This is a genomic window from Idiomarina baltica OS145 (assembly GCF_000152885.1).
In the GTDB taxonomy this organism is placed as follows: Bacteria; Pseudomonadota; Gammaproteobacteria; order Enterobacterales; family Alteromonadaceae; genus Idiomarina; species Idiomarina baltica.
In genome coordinates, this window is record NZ_CH672408.1 from 2,928 (window position 1) to 19,984 (window position 17,057).

28 protein-coding genes and 1 pseudogene are annotated in these 17,057 nt (G+C 46.5%); 6 read left to right on the forward strand and 23 right to left on the reverse strand.

The annotated features are described in order from the left end of the window. The 16 genes and pseudogenes from OS145_RS10515 to rplN all read right to left on the reverse strand — a co-directional run. Positions 1-210 (reverse strand): annotated as a pseudogene (locus OS145_RS10515) (DNA-directed RNA polymerase subunit alpha); the annotation flags it as partial. Positions 211-235: 25 nt separating this feature from the next. Continuing rightward, positions 236-856 carry a 30S ribosomal protein S4 gene (gene rpsD / locus OS145_RS10520; protein ID WP_006956430.1) on the reverse strand — a complete coding sequence of 207 codons (621 nt, stop codon included), beginning with the start codon at positions 854-856 and terminating at the stop codon, positions 236-238. 29 nt (positions 857-885) lie between these two features. After that, complete coding sequence (gene rpsK / locus OS145_RS10525) at positions 886-1,275, reverse strand: 30S ribosomal protein S11 (protein ID WP_006956431.1); 390 nt, start codon at positions 1,273-1,275, stop codon at positions 886-888. Between the two features lie 13 nt (positions 1,276-1,288). Next, entirely contained in the window at positions 1,289-1,645 is a 357-nt protein-coding gene (rpsM, locus tag OS145_RS10530; RefSeq protein WP_006956432.1) for a 30S ribosomal protein S13, read from the reverse strand. A 117-nt stretch (positions 1,646-1,762) separates the two neighbouring features. Further along, positions 1,763-1,876, reverse strand: coding sequence for a 50S ribosomal protein L36 (gene rpmJ, locus OS145_RS10535; protein ID WP_006956433.1), 114 nt, complete (start codon positions 1,874-1,876; stop codon positions 1,763-1,765). 25 nt (positions 1,877-1,901) lie between these two features. Continuing rightward, positions 1,902-3,230 carry a preprotein translocase subunit SecY gene (secY, locus tag OS145_RS10540; RefSeq protein WP_006956434.1) on the reverse strand — a complete coding sequence of 443 codons (1,329 nt, stop codon included), beginning with the start codon at positions 3,228-3,230 and terminating at the stop codon, positions 1,902-1,904. 5 nt (positions 3,231-3,235) lie between these two features. Continuing rightward, on the reverse strand, positions 3,236-3,670 hold the full coding sequence (rplO, locus tag OS145_RS10545) for a 50S ribosomal protein L15 (RefSeq protein WP_006956435.1): 435 nt from the start codon (positions 3,668-3,670) through the stop codon (positions 3,236-3,238). Positions 3,671-3,673: 3 nt separating this feature from the next. After that, a complete protein-coding gene (rpmD, locus tag OS145_RS10550; RefSeq protein ID WP_006956436.1) occupies positions 3,674-3,856 on the reverse strand; it encodes a 50S ribosomal protein L30 in 183 nt (60 codons plus the stop codon). Positions 3,857-3,862: 6 nt separating this feature from the next. Then, complete coding sequence (rpsE, locus tag OS145_RS10555; protein ID WP_006956437.1) at positions 3,863-4,363, reverse strand: 30S ribosomal protein S5; 501 nt, start codon at positions 4,361-4,363, stop codon at positions 3,863-3,865. 9 nt (positions 4,364-4,372) lie between these two features. Then, the gene (gene rplR / locus OS145_RS10560) at positions 4,373-4,726 is read right to left on the reverse strand and encodes a 50S ribosomal protein L18 (protein WP_006956438.1); all 354 of its coding nucleotides are present in this window, start codon (positions 4,724-4,726) and stop codon (positions 4,373-4,375) included. A 9-nt stretch (positions 4,727-4,735) separates the two neighbouring features. Further along, positions 4,736-5,269, reverse strand: a complete 534-nt coding sequence (gene rplF / locus OS145_RS10565) for a 50S ribosomal protein L6 (protein ID WP_006956439.1) — start codon at positions 5,267-5,269, stop codon at positions 4,736-4,738. Between the two features lie 14 nt (positions 5,270-5,283). Next, positions 5,284-5,676 carry a 30S ribosomal protein S8 gene (rpsH, locus tag OS145_RS10570; protein ID WP_006956440.1) on the reverse strand — a complete coding sequence of 131 codons (393 nt, stop codon included), beginning with the start codon at positions 5,674-5,676 and terminating at the stop codon, positions 5,284-5,286. A gap of 26 nt (positions 5,677-5,702) precedes the next feature. Further along, positions 5,703-6,008 carry a 30S ribosomal protein S14 gene (rpsN, locus tag OS145_RS10575; RefSeq protein ID WP_006956441.1) on the reverse strand — a complete coding sequence of 102 codons (306 nt, stop codon included), beginning with the start codon at positions 6,006-6,008 and terminating at the stop codon, positions 5,703-5,705. 11 nt (positions 6,009-6,019) lie between these two features. Further along, positions 6,020-6,559 carry a 50S ribosomal protein L5 gene (gene rplE / locus OS145_RS10580; protein ID WP_006956442.1) on the reverse strand — a complete coding sequence of 180 codons (540 nt, stop codon included), beginning with the start codon at positions 6,557-6,559 and terminating at the stop codon, positions 6,020-6,022. Positions 6,560-6,579: 20 nt separating this feature from the next. Then, positions 6,580-6,894, reverse strand: a complete 315-nt coding sequence (gene rplX, locus OS145_RS10585; RefSeq protein ID WP_006956443.1) for a 50S ribosomal protein L24 — start codon at positions 6,892-6,894, stop codon at positions 6,580-6,582. Positions 6,895-6,904: 10 nt separating this feature from the next. Further along, positions 6,905-7,273, reverse strand: coding sequence for a 50S ribosomal protein L14 (gene rplN, locus OS145_RS10590; RefSeq protein WP_006956444.1), 369 nt, complete (start codon positions 7,271-7,273; stop codon positions 6,905-6,907). A 258-nt stretch (positions 7,274-7,531) separates the two neighbouring features. Here rplN and OS145_RS10595 point away from each other — a divergent pair, with 258 nt between their 5' ends. The 6 genes from OS145_RS10595 to OS145_RS10620 are packed head-to-tail and all read left to right on the forward strand — an operon-like array spanning position 7,532 to position 13,323. Then, positions 7,532-10,321: a monovalent cation/H+ antiporter subunit A gene (locus OS145_RS10595; protein ID WP_006956445.1), complete on the forward strand. Its 2,790-nt coding sequence runs from the start codon at positions 7,532-7,534 to the stop codon at positions 10,319-10,321. Next, the gene (locus OS145_RS10600; RefSeq protein WP_006956446.1) at positions 10,322-10,660 is read left to right on the forward strand and encodes a Na+/H+ antiporter subunit C; all 339 of its coding nucleotides are present in this window, start codon (positions 10,322-10,324) and stop codon (positions 10,658-10,660) included. Beyond that, a complete protein-coding gene (locus tag OS145_RS10605) occupies positions 10,660-12,192 on the forward strand; it encodes a monovalent cation/H+ antiporter subunit D (RefSeq protein ID WP_006956447.1) in 1,533 nt (510 codons plus the stop codon). Before OS145_RS10600 ends, OS145_RS10605 begins: the two co-directional genes overlap by 1 nt. Next, positions 12,185-12,673 carry a Na+/H+ antiporter subunit E gene (locus tag OS145_RS10610; RefSeq protein ID WP_006956448.1) on the forward strand — a complete coding sequence of 163 codons (489 nt, stop codon included), beginning with the start codon at positions 12,185-12,187 and terminating at the stop codon, positions 12,671-12,673. The genes OS145_RS10605 and OS145_RS10610 overlap by 8 nt, the downstream gene beginning before the upstream one ends. After that, a complete protein-coding gene (locus tag OS145_RS10615; RefSeq protein WP_006956449.1) occupies positions 12,667-12,936 on the forward strand; it encodes a K+/H+ antiporter subunit F in 270 nt (89 codons plus the stop codon). Before OS145_RS10610 ends, OS145_RS10615 begins: the two co-directional genes overlap by 7 nt. A gap of 12 nt (positions 12,937-12,948) precedes the next feature. After that, a complete protein-coding gene (locus OS145_RS10620; RefSeq protein ID WP_006956450.1) occupies positions 12,949-13,323 on the forward strand; it encodes a Na+/H+ antiporter subunit G in 375 nt (124 codons plus the stop codon). Positions 13,324-13,373: 50 nt separating this feature from the next. Here OS145_RS10620 and OS145_RS10625 read toward each other — a convergent pair whose 3' ends face one another. The 7 genes from OS145_RS10625 to rpsS all read right to left on the reverse strand — a co-directional run. Then, positions 13,374-14,795: a hypothetical protein gene (locus tag OS145_RS10625; protein ID WP_006956451.1), complete on the reverse strand. Its 1,422-nt coding sequence runs from the start codon at positions 14,793-14,795 to the stop codon at positions 13,374-13,376. Between the two features lie 136 nt (positions 14,796-14,931). After that, positions 14,932-15,195: a 30S ribosomal protein S17 gene (rpsQ, locus tag OS145_RS10630; protein WP_006956452.1), complete on the reverse strand. Its 264-nt coding sequence runs from the start codon at positions 15,193-15,195 to the stop codon at positions 14,932-14,934. Then, on the reverse strand, positions 15,195-15,386 hold the full coding sequence (gene rpmC, locus OS145_RS10635) for a 50S ribosomal protein L29 (protein ID WP_006956453.1): 192 nt from the start codon (positions 15,384-15,386) through the stop codon (positions 15,195-15,197). The genes rpsQ and rpmC overlap by 1 nt, the downstream gene beginning before the upstream one ends. Continuing rightward, entirely contained in the window at positions 15,386-15,799 is a 414-nt protein-coding gene (gene rplP, locus OS145_RS10640; RefSeq protein WP_006956454.1) for a 50S ribosomal protein L16, read from the reverse strand. The genes rpmC and rplP overlap by 1 nt, the downstream gene beginning before the upstream one ends. A gap of 11 nt (positions 15,800-15,810) precedes the next feature. After that, positions 15,811-16,491 (reverse strand): 30S ribosomal protein S3, encoded by a 681-nt coding sequence (rpsC, locus tag OS145_RS10645; RefSeq protein ID WP_006956455.1) that lies wholly within the window; start codon positions 16,489-16,491, stop codon positions 15,811-15,813. Positions 16,492-16,501: 10 nt separating this feature from the next. Beyond that, entirely contained in the window at positions 16,502-16,834 is a 333-nt protein-coding gene (rplV, locus tag OS145_RS10650; RefSeq protein ID WP_006956456.1) for a 50S ribosomal protein L22, read from the reverse strand. A 13-nt stretch (positions 16,835-16,847) separates the two neighbouring features. Continuing rightward, the coding region (gene rpsS / locus OS145_RS10655) for a 30S ribosomal protein S19 (RefSeq protein ID WP_006956457.1) at positions 16,848-17,057 on the reverse strand (210 nt) is incomplete at its 5' end.

The window sequence follows — 17,057 nt, forward strand, 5'->3', positions numbered from 1 at the left end:
TGCTGCTGTATTCGTGCAGCACACGTCGATTTCTACTTCAGTCACTGCACAGCCTGGCATTGACGACAATAGAATACGACGTAAAGCATTGCGTAGGGTGTAACCAAAGCCACGCTCTAGAGGCTCCAGTGTCACCTTGGCGTGAGTCGTGCTAATTTGCTCGATGTCAACTAACCTCGGCTTTAGGAATTCGGTAACAGAACCCTGCATTGTGTCCTCTCTCTATGCTTAAGCTTTACTTAGAGTAAAGCTCTACGATCAACTGTTCGTTAATTTCAGCAGACAAATCACTGCGCTCAGGAAGACGCTTGAACTGACCTTCCATTTTGCTGCTGTCAACTTCTAACCAAACTGGCTTTTCTCGCTGCTCTGAAAGCTCAAGCGCTGCACTAATACGTGCTTGCTTTTTAGCTTTTTCGCGAACAGACACTACATCTTCAGGGCGAACCATGAATGATGGAATGTTAACCACTTGACCGTTAACAACAACAGCTTTGTGACTGACTAGCTGACGAGCTTCTGCGCGCGTTGACGCAAAGCCCATACGATAAACTACGTTATCCAAACGCTGTTCTAGCAACTGCAACAGGTTTTCACCGGTATTGCCTTTAATACGAGCAGCTTCTTTGTAGTAGTTACGGAATTGCTTCTCTAAAACGCCGTACATACGACGTACTTTTTGCTTCTCGCGCAACTGAACACCGTAATCAGACAAACGGCCACGACGGGCACCATGCTGACCAGGAGCAGTTTCGATCTTACATTTAGAATCGATTGCGCGTACGCCGCTTTTAAGGAACAAGTCTGTTCCTTCGCGACGGCTTAGCTTGAGTTTAGGACCCAAATATCTTGCCATGATCTTTCTCCAACTATCGATTCACGCCTTTAAACGCGACGTTTCTTAGGCGGACGACAACCGTTGTGAGGAATAGGTGTCACATCGGTAATATTCGTGATGCGGTATCCTACGGCGTTCAGTGCGCGAATAGATGATTCACGACCTGGACCTGGACCGTTTACAAATACTTCCAAGTTCTTAAGACCATATTCCTTCGCCATTTCACCAGCACGCTCAGCAGCAACCTGCGCAGCGAACGGGGTTGATTTCCGTGAACCACGGAACCCTGATCCACCAGCTGTAGCCCATGCCAACGCATTACCTTGACGGTCTGTGATGGTGATGATGGTGTTGTTGAAAGATGCATGCACGTGAGCCATGCCATCGGCGACTTGCTTTTTAACGCGCTTGCGAGAACGAGTCTGTGCTTTAGCCATTACTCAATCCCCCTTATTTCTTAATCGGTTTGCGCGGTCCTTTACGAGTGCGCGCGTTTGTCTTAGTGCGCTGTCCACGTAAAGGGAGGCTGCGACGATGACGAAGACCACGGAAACATCCGAGATCCATCAACCGTTTGATGTTCATTGAAACTTCGCGACGCAGGTCACCTTCGACTGCATACTTAGCTACTGCTTCACGAAGAACGTCTAATTTCTCTTCTGACAATGTACCGATCTGGGTATCTTCAGCAATGCCCGCTGCTTCGCAAATTGCGCTAGAGCGAGTACGACCGATACCGTAGATTGCAGTCAATGCAATCACTGCGTGTTTATTGTCAGGAACGTTAATGCCAGCGATACGGGCCACTAACACGTCTCCTTTTTTTGTAGGCTTCAGTTGAAAAGCCCGTTAGGATACTCAACCGATTGCCGAATTGCAAATACTAAAGGTGGCGACCCTAAAGCCGCCGCCCTTTCCTTCGAATCAACCTTGCCGTTGCTTATGCTTTGCATCAGTGCAAATCACGCGCACAACACCGTTGCGCTTGATGATTTTGCAGTTACGGCAGATTTTCTTCACGGAAGCACGAACTTTCATTGCTACTCTCCGTTTCTATCCAACCTTAGCGGCCGTAGCCTTTAAGGTTAGCTTTTTTAAGCACAGAATCGTATTGATGAGACATCATATGAGTCTGTACCTGTGCCATAAAGTCCATGATGACTACCACAATAATCAGTAGCGAAGTGCCACCAAAGTAGAACTGAACGTTCCAAGCGATCATCATAAACTCAGGAACCAAACATACAAAGGTAATGTATAGCGCGCCTGCCAATGTCAAGCGAGTCATTACTTTATCGATGTATCTAGACGTTTGTTCACCTGGGCGGATACCCGGAATGAACGCTCCAGATTTTTTCAGATTATCTGCTGTTTCACGCGGGTTGAATACCAACGCCGTGTAGAAAAAGCAGAAGAAAATAATCGCAGCCGCATATAGTAACACATAAAGTGGCTGACCTGGAGATAAAGTCATCGAAATTTGCTGCAAAACATCAGCAACAACACCGTCACCTGATCCAAACCAGGTCGCAATTGTACCCGGGAACAGGATGATGCTTGATGCAAAGATTGGTGGAATTACACCCGCCATATTAACTTTCAATGGCAAGTGTGTGCTTTGAGCCGCGAATACTTTACGTCCCTGCTGACGCTTGGCGTAGTTTACAACGATACGACGTTGACCACGCTCTACGAAAACAACAAAGTAAGTAACCGCTAACACGATTACACCAATAAGCAACAAGAGTAATATATTTAAATCGCCTTGACGTGCCTGTTCTGCTGTCTGACCGATAGCAGAAGGCAAGCCCGCAACAATACCCACGAAAATCAGGATAGAGATACCGTTACCGATGCCTCGTTCAGTAATTTGTTCACCCAACCACATTAAGAACATGGTGCCTGTGACTAAACTCACAACGGCGGTGAAGTAAAACTGAAAGCCTGGATCAATGACCAGGCCAGGCATCAAGTTAGGTAAGCCCGTGGCAATCCCTATTGACTGGAACGTAGCAAGAATTAGCGTACCCCAGCGAGTATACTGGCTAATTTTACGACGACCTGCCTCACCTTCCTTCTTCAATTCTGCTAGACGCGGGTGAACAACCGTAGCCAATTGCATAATAATTGAAGCAGAGATATAAGGCATTATTCCCAGTGCAAAAACGGATGCGCGCTCAAGTGCACCACCGCTGAACATGTTAAACATGGCAACGATGGTGTCCTTTTGCTGTGAGAACAGCTGAGCTAACACGGCGGCATCAATACCAGGAATAGGCACAAAGGAGCCCGCTCGGAAGACGATAATCGCTCCTAACACAAACAACAGGCGACGCTTGAGTTCCGACAAGCCACCTTGCGCTCGATTTGATTCCAATCCTGGTTTAGCCATGAGACCTATCCTTCGATGTTTCCGCCAGCAGCTTCAATAGCTTCGCGAGCGCCTTTTGTAACTTTAAGACCTTTAACAGCTACTTTACGACTGATTTCGCCCGACTTAATGACCTTAGCGGTCAAAACGTCTTTACGAACTAAGTTAGCCGCTTTAAGCGCTGCTAAGTCAACGACATCGCCGTCAACTTTAGCGATCTCAGCTAGGTTTACTTCAGCTGTTAATGCCGCTTTACGTGAAGTAAAGCCAAATTTCGGCAAACGACGCTGAATTGGCATTTGACCGCCCTCGAAACCTGGCTTCACGGTACCGCCAGAACGTGACTTCTGACCTTTGTGACCACGAGCACCAGTCTTACCGAGACCAGAACCAATACCACGACCTAAGCGCTTCTTACTGCTTTTTGCACCCGGTGCAGGAGCAAGAGTATTAAGTTTCATCGCTTAGTCCTCCACCTTAACCATGTAAATTACTTGGTTCACCATACCGCGGACTGCAGCAGTGTCTTCCAACTCTACTGTGTGACCAATACGGCGGAGACCCAAGCCACGTAGTGTAGCTTTATGTTTCGGTAAACGACCGATAGAGCTACGCGTCTGTGTTACTTTTAATGTCTTTTTCGCCATTGTTCACTACCCCAGTATCTCGTCAACGCGCAATCCACGCTTAGCCGCAACTTGCTCAGGCGACTTCATGTCGTTCAATGCTTTGATAGTTGCACGAACAACGTTGATTGGGTTGGTTGAACCATATGCTTTTGAAAGCACGTTATGTACACCTGCAACTTCCAATACCGCACGCATCGCACCACCTGCGATGATACCGGTACCTTCAGAGGCTGGTTGCATATATACCTGTGAACCTGAGTGACGGCCTTTAACCGGGTGCTGTAAAGTTTCACCCTTAAGCTGCACAGTCACCATGTTGCGACGTGCTTTTTCCATCGCTTTCTGGATAGCAGCAGGCACTTCACGTGCTTTACCGTAACCGAAACCGACTTTGCCTTTACCATCGCCAACCACAGTCAGTGCAGTGAAGCTAAAGATACGACCACCTTTAACAACTTTTGCTACACGATTAACTGTGATCAACTTTTCAATCAGTTCACCGTTTTGAGCTTCTACATTTGCCATGTTCGTCTCCTAGAACTGAAGTCCAGCTTCACGCGCAGCGTCTGCTAATGCAGCAACGCGACCGTGGTATTTAAAACCACTGCGGTCAAAAGTAACGTCTTTGATACCTTTTTCAACCGCGCGTTCAGCGATAACTTTACCCACAACCTTAGCGGCATCAGCATTACCTGTTTTTTCCACTTGGTCACGGATCGCCTTTTCAACCGTCGAAGCGGCTGCTAGCACTTCAGATCCGTTAGGTGCGATCAACTGTGCATAAATATGTCTTGGCGTACGGTGTACAACCAGACGGTTTGCACCCAACTCTTTGATTTGTTTACGTGCGCGAGTAGCACGACGTAAGCGAGCTGCTTTCTTGTCCATCGTATTACCCTACTTTTTCTTGGCTTCTTTACGGCGCACTTGCTCATCCGAATAACGAACACCTTTGCCTTTGTAAGGCTCTGGTTTACGATATGCGCGGATGTTAGCGGCAACTTGTCCAACAAGCTGCTTGTTTGCGCCCTTAACGACAACCTCAGTTTGAGAAGGAGTTTCGATTGTGATTCCTGCTGGAATCTCGAACTCTACAGGATGTGAAAAGCCCAAAGTTAGGTTCAATTTATTACCTTGCGCTTGCGCACGGTAACCAACACCCATCAATTGCAGCTTACGTTCAAACCCTTTGCTTACTCCAACTACCATATTGTTTAACAACGCGCGTGCAGTGCCCGCTTGCGCAGTAGAGTTTGCAACTCCATCGCGTGGGACAGTGCGTAGCTCGTTCTCTTCTTGAACAAGCTCTACCGCGTCGTTAACAACGTGACTCAGTGAGCCTTGGGCACCCTTAATGGTAACTTCCTGACCGTTTAGCGTAACTTCAACGCCAGCAGGAATCTCAATAGGTGCTTTAGCAACACGTGACATCTCCTACCTCCTAATTACGCTACGTAACCGATGACTTCGCCACCAAGACCAGCTTGGCGAGCGGCACGGTCGGTCATTAGGCCTTTCGATGTTGAAACAACAGCGATACCCAGACCACCCATCACGTTAGGTAACTCGTTGCGTTTTTTGTAAATACGCAGACCAGGACGACTAACGCGCTCGATAGATTCAATAACTGGCTTTCCTTCGAAGTATTTAAGTTCGATTTCAAGCTCAGGTTTAGCAGTACTCTCAGTGCGGTAATCAATAATGAAACCTTCTTTCTTAAGCACTTCGGCGATTGCCACTTTTTGCTTAGATGAAGGCATCTTTACTGACACTTTGTTAGCACCTTGAGCGTTGCGAATGCGTGTGAACATATCCGCAATTGGATCTTGCATGCTCATATTTGCTTTCTCCCGTGATTCGTGGCTTACCAGCTAGCTTTTTTCAAGCCAGGAATTTCACCGCGCATCGCCATCTCACGCACCTTGATTCGGCTCATGCCAAACTTACGGAGGAAACCGTGAGGACGACCAGTAATACGACAACGATTACGTTGACGTGTCGGACTGGCATCACGTGGGAGCTGTTGCAATTTAAGTACGGCTTCCCAACGCTCTTCGTCTGATGCTTTAGGGTCATTAATGACCGTTTTCAGTGCATTGCGTTTTTCTGCGTATTTTGACGCAAGCTTTGCTCGCTTCGCGTCACGCGCTTTCATTGACTGTTTTGCCATAACTCTACACCTTACTTTCTGAACGGGAAGTTAAAGGCAGCTAGCAAAGCACGAGCTTCGTCATCTGTGCCAGCATTAGTGGTAATGGTGATATCCAGACCACGTACCTTGTCGACTTTGTCATAGTCGATTTCCGGAAAGATGATCTGCTCACGAACACCCATGCTGTAGTTACCACGACCATCAAACGACTTAGGGTTGAGGCCACGGAAGTCACGGATACGTGGAATTGCAATCGAAATAAGACGTTGCAAAAAGTCCCACATACGCTCGCCGCGCAGAGTTACCTTACAGCCAATCGGGAAGCCTTCACGGATTTTGAAACCGGCGACAGACTTGCGTGCTACAGTACGAATTGGCTTTTGACCAGAGATAGCCTCTAAGTCTGCCACTGCATTATCAAGTACTTTTTTGTCAGCCAGAGCTTCACCAACACCCATGTTAAGGGTGATTTTCTCAATCCGAGGGACTTGCATGACGCTGTTGTAGCTGAACTCTTTCATCAGTCCAGGAACTACCGATTCTTTATAAAAATCATGCAGTTTCGCCATCGTAAAACTCCAAAATTGAATTAAATGATTGCGTTGTTCGATTTGAAGAAACGGACTTTTTTGCCGTCTTCGAATCGGAATCCAACACGATCTGCTTTACCTGTCTCTGGGTTAAGGATCGCTACGTTTGAAATATGGATTGGTGCTTCTTGTTCAACGATGCCACCTGATTCACCTAAAGCCGGATTTGGCTTTTGATGTTTCTTGACAACGTTAACACCTTCCACAATCACGCGATTCTTATCGGTAAGAACTTTAAGGACTTTGCCTTGCTTGCCCTTGTCCTTACCGGCCAGGACGACTACTTCGTCATCACGTTTAATTTTTGCCGCCATAATGGACTCCTTATAAAACTTCTGGTGCCAACGAGATAATCTTCATAAACTGCTCAGAACGCAGCTCACGAGTTACCGGACCGAAGATACGAGTACCAATTGGCTGTTGGTTGTTGTTTAACAACACAGCCGCGTTGCGGTCAAAACGGATGACCGACCCGTCTTGACGACGGACGCCTTTTCTGGTGCGAACGACCACCGCATTCACAACATCGCCTTTCTTCACCTTACCGCGCGGAATTGCTTCCTTGACAGTAACTTTGATGATATCACCGATGTTCGCGTAGCGGCGGTGCGAACCACCTAGAACCTTAATACATTGTACGCTGCGCGCGCCGGAGTTATCGGCAACGTCCAGGGTAGTTTGCATTTGGATCATTTCAGTGCCCCGCTTAGTTAAAAAAACAGACCCTCTCGGGTCGTGCTGCCTTTTGGTTTTTCCCTTATAAAAAGGGCGGCGAATTGTAACAGATAAAAATTTGAAGCGATAGGGTTATCTCACTTTTTTTGTTAATCACCGTATCTCGACCGGTATCAGTTGGCACTCATCCTTTACAATGGTAAATTCGTAAAACATTGTTTGTGTTTGACTTGTACAGTTCTGTGGAATAGCAACCGAGGCCAGACGTTTTAGCTTATGAACCTATTTTATATTGTGTTCGCGCCAATGATTGGTGCTTTGATTCCTTTACTGCTTCGACGAACGAGTCGACCTGTAAAGACGATAGCGACGATTGCAATACCCATCTCATGCATTTTGGTTGCATGGCCACTTGCCCAGCAAACGCTGGCAGGAGATATTCCCACAGCCATACAGCAGTGGCTACCGAATATTGATTTTGACCTTGCCTTCCGTCTGGACGGCTTATCGCTCCTGTTCGTTAGCCTTATTCTCGGTATCGGTGTGTTGATTGTCCTATACGCCCATTACTATTTGTCTAGTAAAGATAATGACAGTCGTTTCTACGCCTGTTTATTACTATTTATGTCGTCAATGCTTGGCATCGTCACAGCCGATAATGTGCTGTTGATGTGGGCATTCTGGGAACTCACTAGTATATCGTCATTCTTGTTGATAGGTTATTGGTATCATCAAAGTGACGCTCGTCGTGGCGCGCGCATGGCACTTGCAACAACAGGCGCCGGTGGACTAGCACTGCTCGCTGGCTTGCTGATTATTGGGCATATTGCCGGTAGCTACCAGTTGGACGCAATATTTGCCGCGAAAGACGCAATTCAAGCACACAGTTTATATATCCCTGCACTCATTCTGGTATTGTTGGGCGCATTTACTAAGTCAGCTCAATTTCCATTTCAGTTTTGGTTGCCTCATGCTATGGCTGCACCAACGCCTGTAAGTGCTTACTTGCACTCAGCCACGATGGTTAAAGCCGGTATATTTTTGCTTGCGCGCATGCACCCTGCTCTGGCAGGAACCGAGTTTTGGTTTATTACTGTTACGCTCATTGGTCTGATCACAATGTTAGTCGGTGCTTATTTCGCACTACTTAAACACGACTTAAAAGGGTTATTGGCCTTCTCAACGGTAAGCCATTTAGGCCTTATTTGTATGTTGCTTGGAATCGGCTCACAGGCTGCTGTGATCGCGGCGCTATTCCACGTGATTAATCACGCGTGTTTCAAGGCTGGGTTATTTATGACCGCCGGCATAATTGACCATGAGGCTGGCACGCGAGATATGCGCAAGCTACAAGGTCTACTCAAGTTTATGCCGATTACCGCGACGCTTGCGATGATCGTCACTGCATCGATGGCTGGCGTGCCTCCTTTTAACGGTTTTATGTCTAAAGAGCTTTTTTTGGATCAAGCTCTCAACCAACATCTGTTCGGTGGATTAAGTTGGTTTGTTCCTGTACTCGCCACCGTGGGCGCAGCACTATCGGTCGCTTATTCTATTCGGTTTATTCATGATGTGTTTTTTAATGGTGGATACAAGGAGCTTCCAAAACAACCTCATGACCCGCCGAAAATGATGGCATTGCCGGTTCTTATATTGTCACTCATGTGCATTATCATAGGGCTACTCCCAATGCTCACGGTGTCCGGTATATTAAACCAAGCAGTAAGTAGTGTTGTACTCGATAACATAACGGTAAAACTGGCACTCTGGCATGGTTTCAACCTCCCACTGTTGATGAGCGCCGTCGCTATTGTAGGTGGTATTGTTATCTACAGCCAGCGCGATCAACTGTTTACGTTTAATCGTCAGTTTGAAGGGCAAGATGCCAAGCATAACTTCGAGCGTATCGTGCAGTCGATATGCGATAGTGCCAACAAGTTGTTCACGTATATAGATACGGGCTCGTTACAGCGCTACATGGCGTTAGTACTTATTTCCGTCATCGTACTGGTAATTCCGCAGTTGTTTGAAATAGTGACTTTGGAAGGCTCGAGAGAACAACTGCCCGTTGACTTTGTTTCTATTGTCGGTGCTTCTGTGCTCATGGTTGCAGGCTTTGCCACGGCTGTTTTGCATCGTCACCGTTTTATTATGCTTATGATGCTTTCAGTCGTCGGGCTTGTGGTATCGATATCCTTCGCGCATTTCTCGGCCCCCGATCTCGCTATGACACAGCTGGTCGTCGAAGTAGTCAGCATTATTCTCATGGTACTTGCATTATTTTTTATGCCGCAGAAAACAGCCCGCGCGTCAACCGGGCATCGTGTATTTCGTGATATTTTAATCGCAAGTTTAATCGGTGGTATAGTTGCAACACTAAACTACGGGATCCTGACGAGTGACTTTGAAACGATTTCAGATTTTTTCATTGCGAATGCAAAAACAGGCGGTGGTGGCACTAACGTCGTCAACCTTATCCTAGTCGACTTTCGTGGCTTCGACACTCTCGGTGAAATTACAGTTTTAGCTATTGCCGCAGCGGGAATTCATAAGTTACTCAATAAGCTCAAACCGTTCATGCCGTCGAGCGATATTGATGGACGACCATGGCATCGTATCAAACACCCGCTGATGCTCACTAACGTTGCGAACTTAATCCTTCCGATGGCAATGGTGGTAGCGGTCTACATCTTCCTGCGCGGCCATAATCTGCCCGGAGGGGGCTTTATCGCCGGTCTTATCGCGGCCTCAGCAATGATCCTCCAGTACATTGCTAACGGTGTAGACTGGGTGAAGGAACGATTTAATGTAAATTACCAATCACTCATGTCGTTTGGCGTGATGATTGCGGCATTAACAGGCGTTGGTAGTTGGTTCTTCGACCGGCCCTTCCTTACCTCTTGGTTCACATATTTAAAATGGCCGCTTGTTGGTAAGTTTGAATTCGCAACTGCGTTATTGTTCGATTTGGGGGTATTCCTAACCGTAATTGGAGCCACCATGATGATTTTAAGTAACTTTGGGAAAATGACAACGCGTCATCGTCCGCGTCAGGAGGGGAACTAGATGGAAACATTATTCTCAGTGACCGTTGGTGTTTTAACCGCCTGCAGTGTATTTCTGATCCTAAGAGGTCGTTCATTTCCTGTCGTGGTTGGAATAACCATGCTCTCGTATGCGGTCAACTTATTCCTATTTTCCACAGGCAGGCTCACCATTGACGGTGCACCTATCTTAGGTACGAACACCGAATACGCCGATCCGTTACCGCAGGCACTCGTGCTGACGGCAATTGTAATAGGTTTTGCGATGACCGCGTACTCTGTCATTTTGGCGGTTCGTACACGGGGTGAAATTGGAACGGATGAAGTGAACGAACAAGATAGTGGGGAGTCTTCACGCTGATGTGGCAACAACACCTAGCAATTTTACCAATACTGATACCCTTATTCACAGCGCTACTGCAGCTATTACCCTGGGGCGACCGTCCTCAGCCTAAACGGCGCGCGCTTGGTTTAGCATCAAGTATTCTTACGCTCGTTTGTGCCGCATTATTACTTGTGCACGTTAACCAAAACGGCATGTTAGTCTATGCTTTGGGTGACTGGTCAGCTCCCTTTGGTATTGTACTTGTACTGGATAAACTCAGTACCTTAATGATCCTATTAACCGCTGTATTAGCACTGCCGGTGCTGATCTATGGTTGTTATACCGAAGATAATCTAGGCTCCCATTTCCATGCACTTTTCCAGTTCCAGGTAATGGGCATCATCGGCGCCTTTGCCACGGGCGATCTTTTTAACTTATTTGTCTTTTTCGAGGTGTTACTAATCTCGTCATACGGACTAATGATGCATGGCGGTGGCAAATTCCGGGTACGTTCGACGCTCCATTATGTACTACTAAACTTGCTCGGTAGTGCACTATTTTTGATTAGTGTGGGCACCTTATATGCAACAACGGGTACACTTAACATGGCCGATATGGCGGTTAAGGTGGCTCAGTTATCAGGTGACGAGGCCGCATTGGCGAGAGCTGGAGGCTTCATGTTGCTCGCTGTGTTTGGTATTAAAGCAGCGATTCTTCCGCTACACTTTTGGCTACCGCAGGCCTATTCGACGACCACGGGAGTGGTTGCTGCGCTCTTCGCAATAATGACCAAAGTCGGCGTCTATTCAATCATTCGTGTCTACACACTTATCTTTGGGCCCGAGGCGAACGAACTCGTTTGGCTCGCAGCAGACTGGCTATGGATACTCGGTATATTGACGTTAATATTTGGCATTATTGGCATGCTAGGTACCCGTGACTTTAGATTACTTGTTGCTTATTTAGTTATCGTTTCGGTAGGCACACTATTAGCAACTTATAGCTTTAGCTCTGCTGCGGGAATCAGTACAGCCCTGTTCTATTTAATTCATTCAACAGTGATCACAGGCGCTTTGTTTTTGCTTGCCGACGTCATGGCATTCGAACGTGGAAAAACAGCTTCTCGTATCGTTACAGGCAAACGTATGGCAAATCACAACACCTACGCCGTTATGTTTCTGATTGCGGCCATCGCAATTATCGGCTTACCTCCATTAAGTGGATTTGCTGGGAAACTCATGATTTTACAAGCCGCACCGGTCTCAACGAGTGGTTTTTGGTTGTGGGGGACAATGCTACTTGCCACCTTAGTGATGTTAATAATGATGAGCCGAACTGGTAGTAAAATGATTTGGCATACTCTGCAGGGTAAACCGAATGAACAATCAGCTCCTATAGGAAAGCGTGTGGCAATCGGGATGTTATTATCGCTCTCATTGATATTAACTATATTTGCTAACCCTATCCGTGACTACACCGATAGTGTTGCTGACGAGTTACTCGATACGCAATCTTACCCGACCACAGTCATTGCGCCTAGTAGCGGCGAGGAGAACCAATATGAGTAAAGTGTTTCCAGCTCCATTTCTAACACTAAGCTTATTTGCCATATGGTTGCTGCTATTTAATTCAATAGCACCTGGTGTGGTGATCCTAGGTTTAATTATAACGACCTTAATACCGCTTTTGTTACGGCCCGCTTGGCCTGATTTTAAAACTATTAAAAAGCCACATTTGGCGCTGGTCTATCTCGTTATTTTGATTTTCGATATTATCGTGGCCAACTTTAAAGTGGCTGCTTTAATCTTAGGCCGTAGAAAGCACCTCAAACCTGCTTTGTTTGTATTCCCTCTGGATATGACAGACGAACTGCCTGTAACAATTTTGGCGAGCACTATTACTCTGACCCCTGGAACAGTGTCTTGCGAAATTACTCGGGGTCGCCGAGGCATACTAATCCATGCTTTTTCTGACGAGACACCAGAAGAAACGATTAACGTGATACGTCAGCGCTACGAGCGTCGCTTGAAGGAGATATTCCAATGCTAACGACTGTAATTCACATAGCGTTCGTACTGTTTAGTTTGTCGATTATAATGAACTTCTGGCGGCTTGCTAAAGGTCCTCATCTACCCGACCGAATTCTTGCACTGGATACAGTGTATATAAACTCGTTAGCACTGCTGTTGTTACTCGGCATCTATCAAAATACACAAACATATTTCGAAGCAGCTCTTTTGATTGCAATGTTTGGTTTTGTTAGCACGATTGCAGCGGGTAAGTTTTTACTCCGTGGTGATTTAATTGAATAAAAGAGGAAACCAATGGAAGCTTTAAATCAATTACCGTTGTGGGTACAGTGGGTGATCGCTTTCTTCATCTTAATTGGTGCGGTATTTGCCTTCATCGGTTCGCTTGGTCTTGCAATATTACCTGACTTTTTTACACGCCTACATGCGCCAACTAAAAATACTACCATGGGAATTGGTGGGACAGTAATAGCAGCAATCATATCGACCTCGGCACAGGGCACTCTCACACTCAACGAGTTGCTGATAGCCATTTTCCTATTTCTAACTGCTCCTATCAGTGCTCACATTCTTGCCAAAGCAGCGCTTCACACCGAGCTCCCAAAATTTGCGCCGACACGAGATTTGCGTGATAAAGAAGACGCCTATCAACATGAAACAGACAAATAAAAAGTGGCGCCGAGGCGCCACTTTCTGCGTTGGATCAAAGTAACTAACCCTTAGAAGTAATAACCAAAGTTAATATTAAAGCGATCATTTACTTCACCACCATCAGTAGCAATATTGCCTCCAATGAACGGTTGGTTCTTGGCCTTCACGTAATCGATATACGTATAAAAACCACCGCCTGCTGCTACGGCGACGCCTAGAACATTCATCCAAGTATCGTCCTGGTAGCCGCGCTTATCGGTTATAATGCTATGATCATTATAGAATGTAAGCGAAGTTATCGGTCCAATGTTTACCGGCAACGTATAGGCCACATTCCCTGTATAAACTTTGGCTTCAGTTGGGATAGCATCATAGTAGGCATAGGCACCCATGTAGACGCCACGATTTTCAACCTTTAAGTCATACTCGTAGTCAGCGTACTGTAGCTGAACATTCCAAGGACCATTGTTGTAGTTACCGTGAACACCCCATGCAAAACGATTACCGACGTTTTGGTTTTCATATTCTTGTGCAGCAGTAAAGCCTTCAGCCGCCGAACCTGAATAGAAATTATTACCTTGAGCCGATACACCGATCTCTAAGTTTTCTTCATCACTGAACGTAAACTTGCGAGCGGCACGCAATGCATAACTATTGCTTTCACCAATCGGTAACCCAGGTGTGTCATAAGCGCCCTGACCCGGCAGACGAATACCTACAGTATCGTAGTTGTAACGCGCTGTACGGTCTGTTGCTGAGCCATCAACACCACCCTGTTCATCGGACTTGTGATAAGCGATATCGAAATCCCAGTCATCACCGCGGTAAAGGAATCTAATACCGTTATCGTGCTCATCCTCTAGCCCAATATAAAATGTTGAGTTGAAAAAGTAGCTGTGAGAGTTGTAAGGCATATTACCAAATGGCACTTTAACAACGCCAATTTGGCCTTGCCACTTATCGGTAAAGTTGTACCCAAACCAAGCGTGCTTCACGACGTCTTGATACTGGAACCAGCGGTATTCAGCAGAGAGAATAACGTCACCGATTTCACCATCAAAATTCAAACGGAAAATATCAAAATCTAGGTCGCCCGTGCGGTTTTCATTGTCACGGTCATAGTTATTGTATTCGTATTGAAAACGAACGGCACCGTGTACTTTAATTGGCCAATTTTCGTTTTCTTCCGTTTTCTCTTCGAGCTTAGCTAAGCGTGCCTGAACCCCTGAATCAGCCACTTCTTCGCTTTGCATACGACGAGACCGTTTGGATTTATTAGCATAATCTTTTTTGGACATCATCTCTTGATGATGTTCCTTCATTTTTTCTTTAGCTTTTTCTTGCTTAGCTAAACGCGCCTCGAGATCTGCCAGCTTTTGCTTTAATGCCTCAATCTCCTGCTGAACCGACTCCTGATCCTGCTGCATCGGTACAGCGTAGACTGGGCTGGCAGCCAGCATTGAGGCGGCTAGCACCCAACTTTTCGTCATGTTGTGCTCCTTACTTTAGATGAAAATACGGGTAACGTTATTATTTTGTCATAAAGTATACCGTAATAAACTTTATTTAGATCAAAAAAAAGACCTCCGCAAGGGAGGCCTTTGTATATATTGTTACGAACTGCAATTAGACAATTTCAGCACGTTCAACGATTTCGAGCAATGCCCAAGATTTATTCTTGGAAAGAGGGCGTGATTCGCGAACAATCACGGTATCGCCCATCTTGCACTGATTCTCTTCATCATGTGCGTGTACTTTAGTTGTACGCGAGATGTATTTGCCGTAGATCGGGTGCTTAACACGACGCTCTACCGCTACAGTGATGGTTTTATCCATCTTGTCGCTCACAACTTTGCCTTGCAGTGTACGAACACGTTTTTCTTCAGCCATTACGCACCTGCCTTCTCATTTAAGATGGTTTTAATACGTGCGATATCGCGACGTACTTGCTTCATCATGTGAGTCTGATTCAGCTGACCTGTTGCCGCTTGCATACGCAGGTTGAACTGCTCACGACGCAAGTTCAGCAATTCTTCTTGCAGCTGCTCAACGGTTTTTTCTTTAAGTTCACTTGCTTTCATCACATTACCGTCCGAGTAACAAAAGTGGTTTTGAATGGCAATTTACGTGCCGCAAGGCGGAACGCTTCACGTGCCAGTTCTTCAGAAACACCGTCCATTTCGTACAGTACGCGACCTGGCTGAATCTGTGCTACCCAGTATTCAACGTTACCTTTACCTTTACCCATACGAACTTCTAATGGCTTCTTGGTAATAGGCTTGTCTGGGAATACACGGATCCAGATTTTACCTTGACGCTTAACGTGACGAGTCATCGCACGACGGCCGGCTTCGATTTGACGCGCAGTCATACGACCACGGTCAACTGCTTTTAGTCCGAAGCTTCCGAAGCTGACTTTGTTACCTGATTGCGCAAGACCACGGTTACGGCCTGTGTGAACCTTACGGAATTTTGTACGCTTTGGTTGTAACATATCGTCTCCCCTTACTTACGGTTTTTGCCGCGTTTTGGAGCTGGTTTTTCCTCGGTTGGAAGTCCACCAAGAACTTCGCCACGGAAAATCCAAACTTTAACGCCGATGATACCGTAAGTGGTATTCGCTTCAGAAGTTGCGTAATCGATGTCTGCACGAAGTGTGTGCAGAGGAACGCGTCCTTCACGGTACCACTCAGTACGTGCAATCTCTGCACCGCCCAAACGACCGCTTACTTCGACCTTGATACCTTTAGCACCAAGACGGATAGCGTTTTGAACAGCGCGCTTCATAGCACGACGGAACATAACACGACGTTCCAACTGACCTGAGATATTATCAGCAACAAGTTGCGCATCCAATTCTGGCTTACGCACTTCAGAAATGTTGATTTGCGACGGAGCGCCAGTCAACTTCTGAACTTGTTGGCGAAGCTTTTCAACGTCTTCACCTTTTTTACCGATAACAACGCCAGGGCGTGCAGTATGAATAGTCACACGAACACTCTTAGCTGGACGCTCGATAACGATACGAGATACTGATGCGTTGCGTAGTTCTTTAGTCAGGAACTTACGTACCTGATGATCACTGTGCAAGTTGTCAGCAAATTCGTTTGTATTCGCATACCAGGTTGCATTCCATGGTCTGGAGATACCTAGGCGAATACCATTAGGATGTACTTTCTGACCCATAATTTATCTCCTAGCTATCCGACACGACCACAGTAATGTGGCTGGTGCGCTTAAAGATACGATCCGCACGGCCTTTGGCACGTGGCTTGATACGCTTCATGGTCGGACCTTCGTCGACGAAGACGCGAGCCACTTTCAGCTCATCGATGTCCGCACCTTCGTTGTGCTCCGCGTTAGCGATCGCTGACTCAAGTACTTTCTTAACCAAGCCAGCGGCTGCTTTAGGGCTGTACGCAAGAATGTCCAGTGCTTTTTCAACTGGCAAACCGCGAATTTGGTCAGCAACCAAACGGCCTTTCTGAGCAGAAACGCGGGCGAATTGGTGTTTAGCAATAGCTTCCATCACTTTCTACCTCTTACCGTTTCTTCGCTTTCTTATCAGCAGCATGGCCGCGATAAGTACGGGTTGGTGCGAATTCACCCAGCTTATGACCGATCATTTCGTCAGAAACGAATACCGGTACGTGCTGACGACCGTTGTGTACAGCGATAGTCAAGCCGATCATATCTGGAATAATCATTGAACGACGGGACCAAGTCTTAATTGGCTTTTTATCCCCGGCTTC

Coding starts and splice junctions, on each gene's coding strand:
- rpsD (WP_006956430.1), bottom strand. CDS start 856: ATGGCAAGATATTTGGGTCCTAAACTCAAGCTAAGCCGTCGCGAAGGA.
- rpsK (WP_006956431.1), bottom strand. CDS start 1,275: ATGGCTAAAGCACAGACTCGTTCTCGCAAGCGCGTTAAAAAGCAAGTC.
- rpmJ (WP_006956433.1), bottom strand. CDS start 1,876: ATGAAAGTTCGTGCTTCCGTGAAGAAAATCTGCCGTAACTGCAAAATC.
- secY (WP_006956434.1), bottom strand. CDS start 3,230: ATGGCTAAACCAGGATTGGAATCAAATCGAGCGCAAGGTGGCTTGTCG.
- rplO (WP_006956435.1), bottom strand. CDS start 3,670: ATGAAACTTAATACTCTTGCTCCTGCACCGGGTGCAAAAAGCAGTAAG.
- rpmD (WP_006956436.1), bottom strand. CDS start 3,856: ATGGCGAAAAAGACATTAAAAGTAACACAGACGCGTAGCTCTATCGGT.
- rpsE (WP_006956437.1), bottom strand. CDS start 4,363: ATGGCAAATGTAGAAGCTCAAAACGGTGAACTGATTGAAAAGTTGATC.
- rplR (WP_006956438.1), bottom strand. CDS start 4,726: ATGGACAAGAAAGCAGCTCGCTTACGTCGTGCTACTCGCGCACGTAAA.
- rplF (WP_006956439.1), bottom strand. CDS start 5,269: ATGTCACGTGTTGCTAAAGCACCTATTGAGATTCCTGCTGGCGTTGAA.
- rpsH (WP_006956440.1), bottom strand. CDS start 5,676: ATGAGCATGCAAGATCCAATTGCGGATATGTTCACACGCATTCGCAAC.
- rpsN (WP_006956441.1), bottom strand. CDS start 6,008: ATGGCAAAACAGTCAATGAAAGCGCGTGACGCGAAGCGAGCAAAGCTT.
- rplE (WP_006956442.1), bottom strand. CDS start 6,559: ATGGCGAAACTGCATGATTTTTATAAAGAATCGGTAGTTCCTGGACTG.
- rplX (WP_006956443.1), bottom strand. CDS start 6,894: ATGGCGGCAAAAATTAAACGTGATGACGAAGTAGTCGTCCTGGCCGGT.
- rplN (WP_006956444.1), bottom strand. CDS start 7,273: ATGATCCAAATGCAAACTACCCTGGACGTTGCCGATAACTCCGGCGCG.
- OS145_RS10595 (WP_006956445.1), top strand. CDS start 7,532: ATGAACCTATTTTATATTGTGTTCGCGCCAATGATTGGTGCTTTGATT.
- OS145_RS10600 (WP_006956446.1), top strand. CDS start 10,322: ATGGAAACATTATTCTCAGTGACCGTTGGTGTTTTAACCGCCTGCAGT.
- OS145_RS10605 (WP_006956447.1), top strand. CDS start 10,660: ATGTGGCAACAACACCTAGCAATTTTACCAATACTGATACCCTTATTC.
- OS145_RS10610 (WP_006956448.1), top strand. CDS start 12,185: ATGAGTAAAGTGTTTCCAGCTCCATTTCTAACACTAAGCTTATTTGCC.
- OS145_RS10615 (WP_006956449.1), top strand. CDS start 12,667: ATGCTAACGACTGTAATTCACATAGCGTTCGTACTGTTTAGTTTGTCG.
- OS145_RS10620 (WP_006956450.1), top strand. CDS start 12,949: ATGGAAGCTTTAAATCAATTACCGTTGTGGGTACAGTGGGTGATCGCT.
- OS145_RS10625 (WP_006956451.1), bottom strand. CDS start 14,795: ATGACGAAAAGTTGGGTGCTAGCCGCCTCAATGCTGGCTGCCAGCCCA.
- rpsQ (WP_006956452.1), bottom strand. CDS start 15,195: ATGGCTGAAGAAAAACGTGTTCGTACACTGCAAGGCAAAGTTGTGAGC.
- rpmC (WP_006956453.1), bottom strand. CDS start 15,386: ATGAAAGCAAGTGAACTTAAAGAAAAAACCGTTGAGCAGCTGCAAGAA.
- rplP (WP_006956454.1), bottom strand. CDS start 15,799: ATGTTACAACCAAAGCGTACAAAATTCCGTAAGGTTCACACAGGCCGT.
- rpsC (WP_006956455.1), bottom strand. CDS start 16,491: ATGGGTCAGAAAGTACATCCTAATGGTATTCGCCTAGGTATCTCCAGA.
- rplV (WP_006956456.1), bottom strand. CDS start 16,834: ATGGAAGCTATTGCTAAACACCAATTCGCCCGCGTTTCTGCTCAGAAA.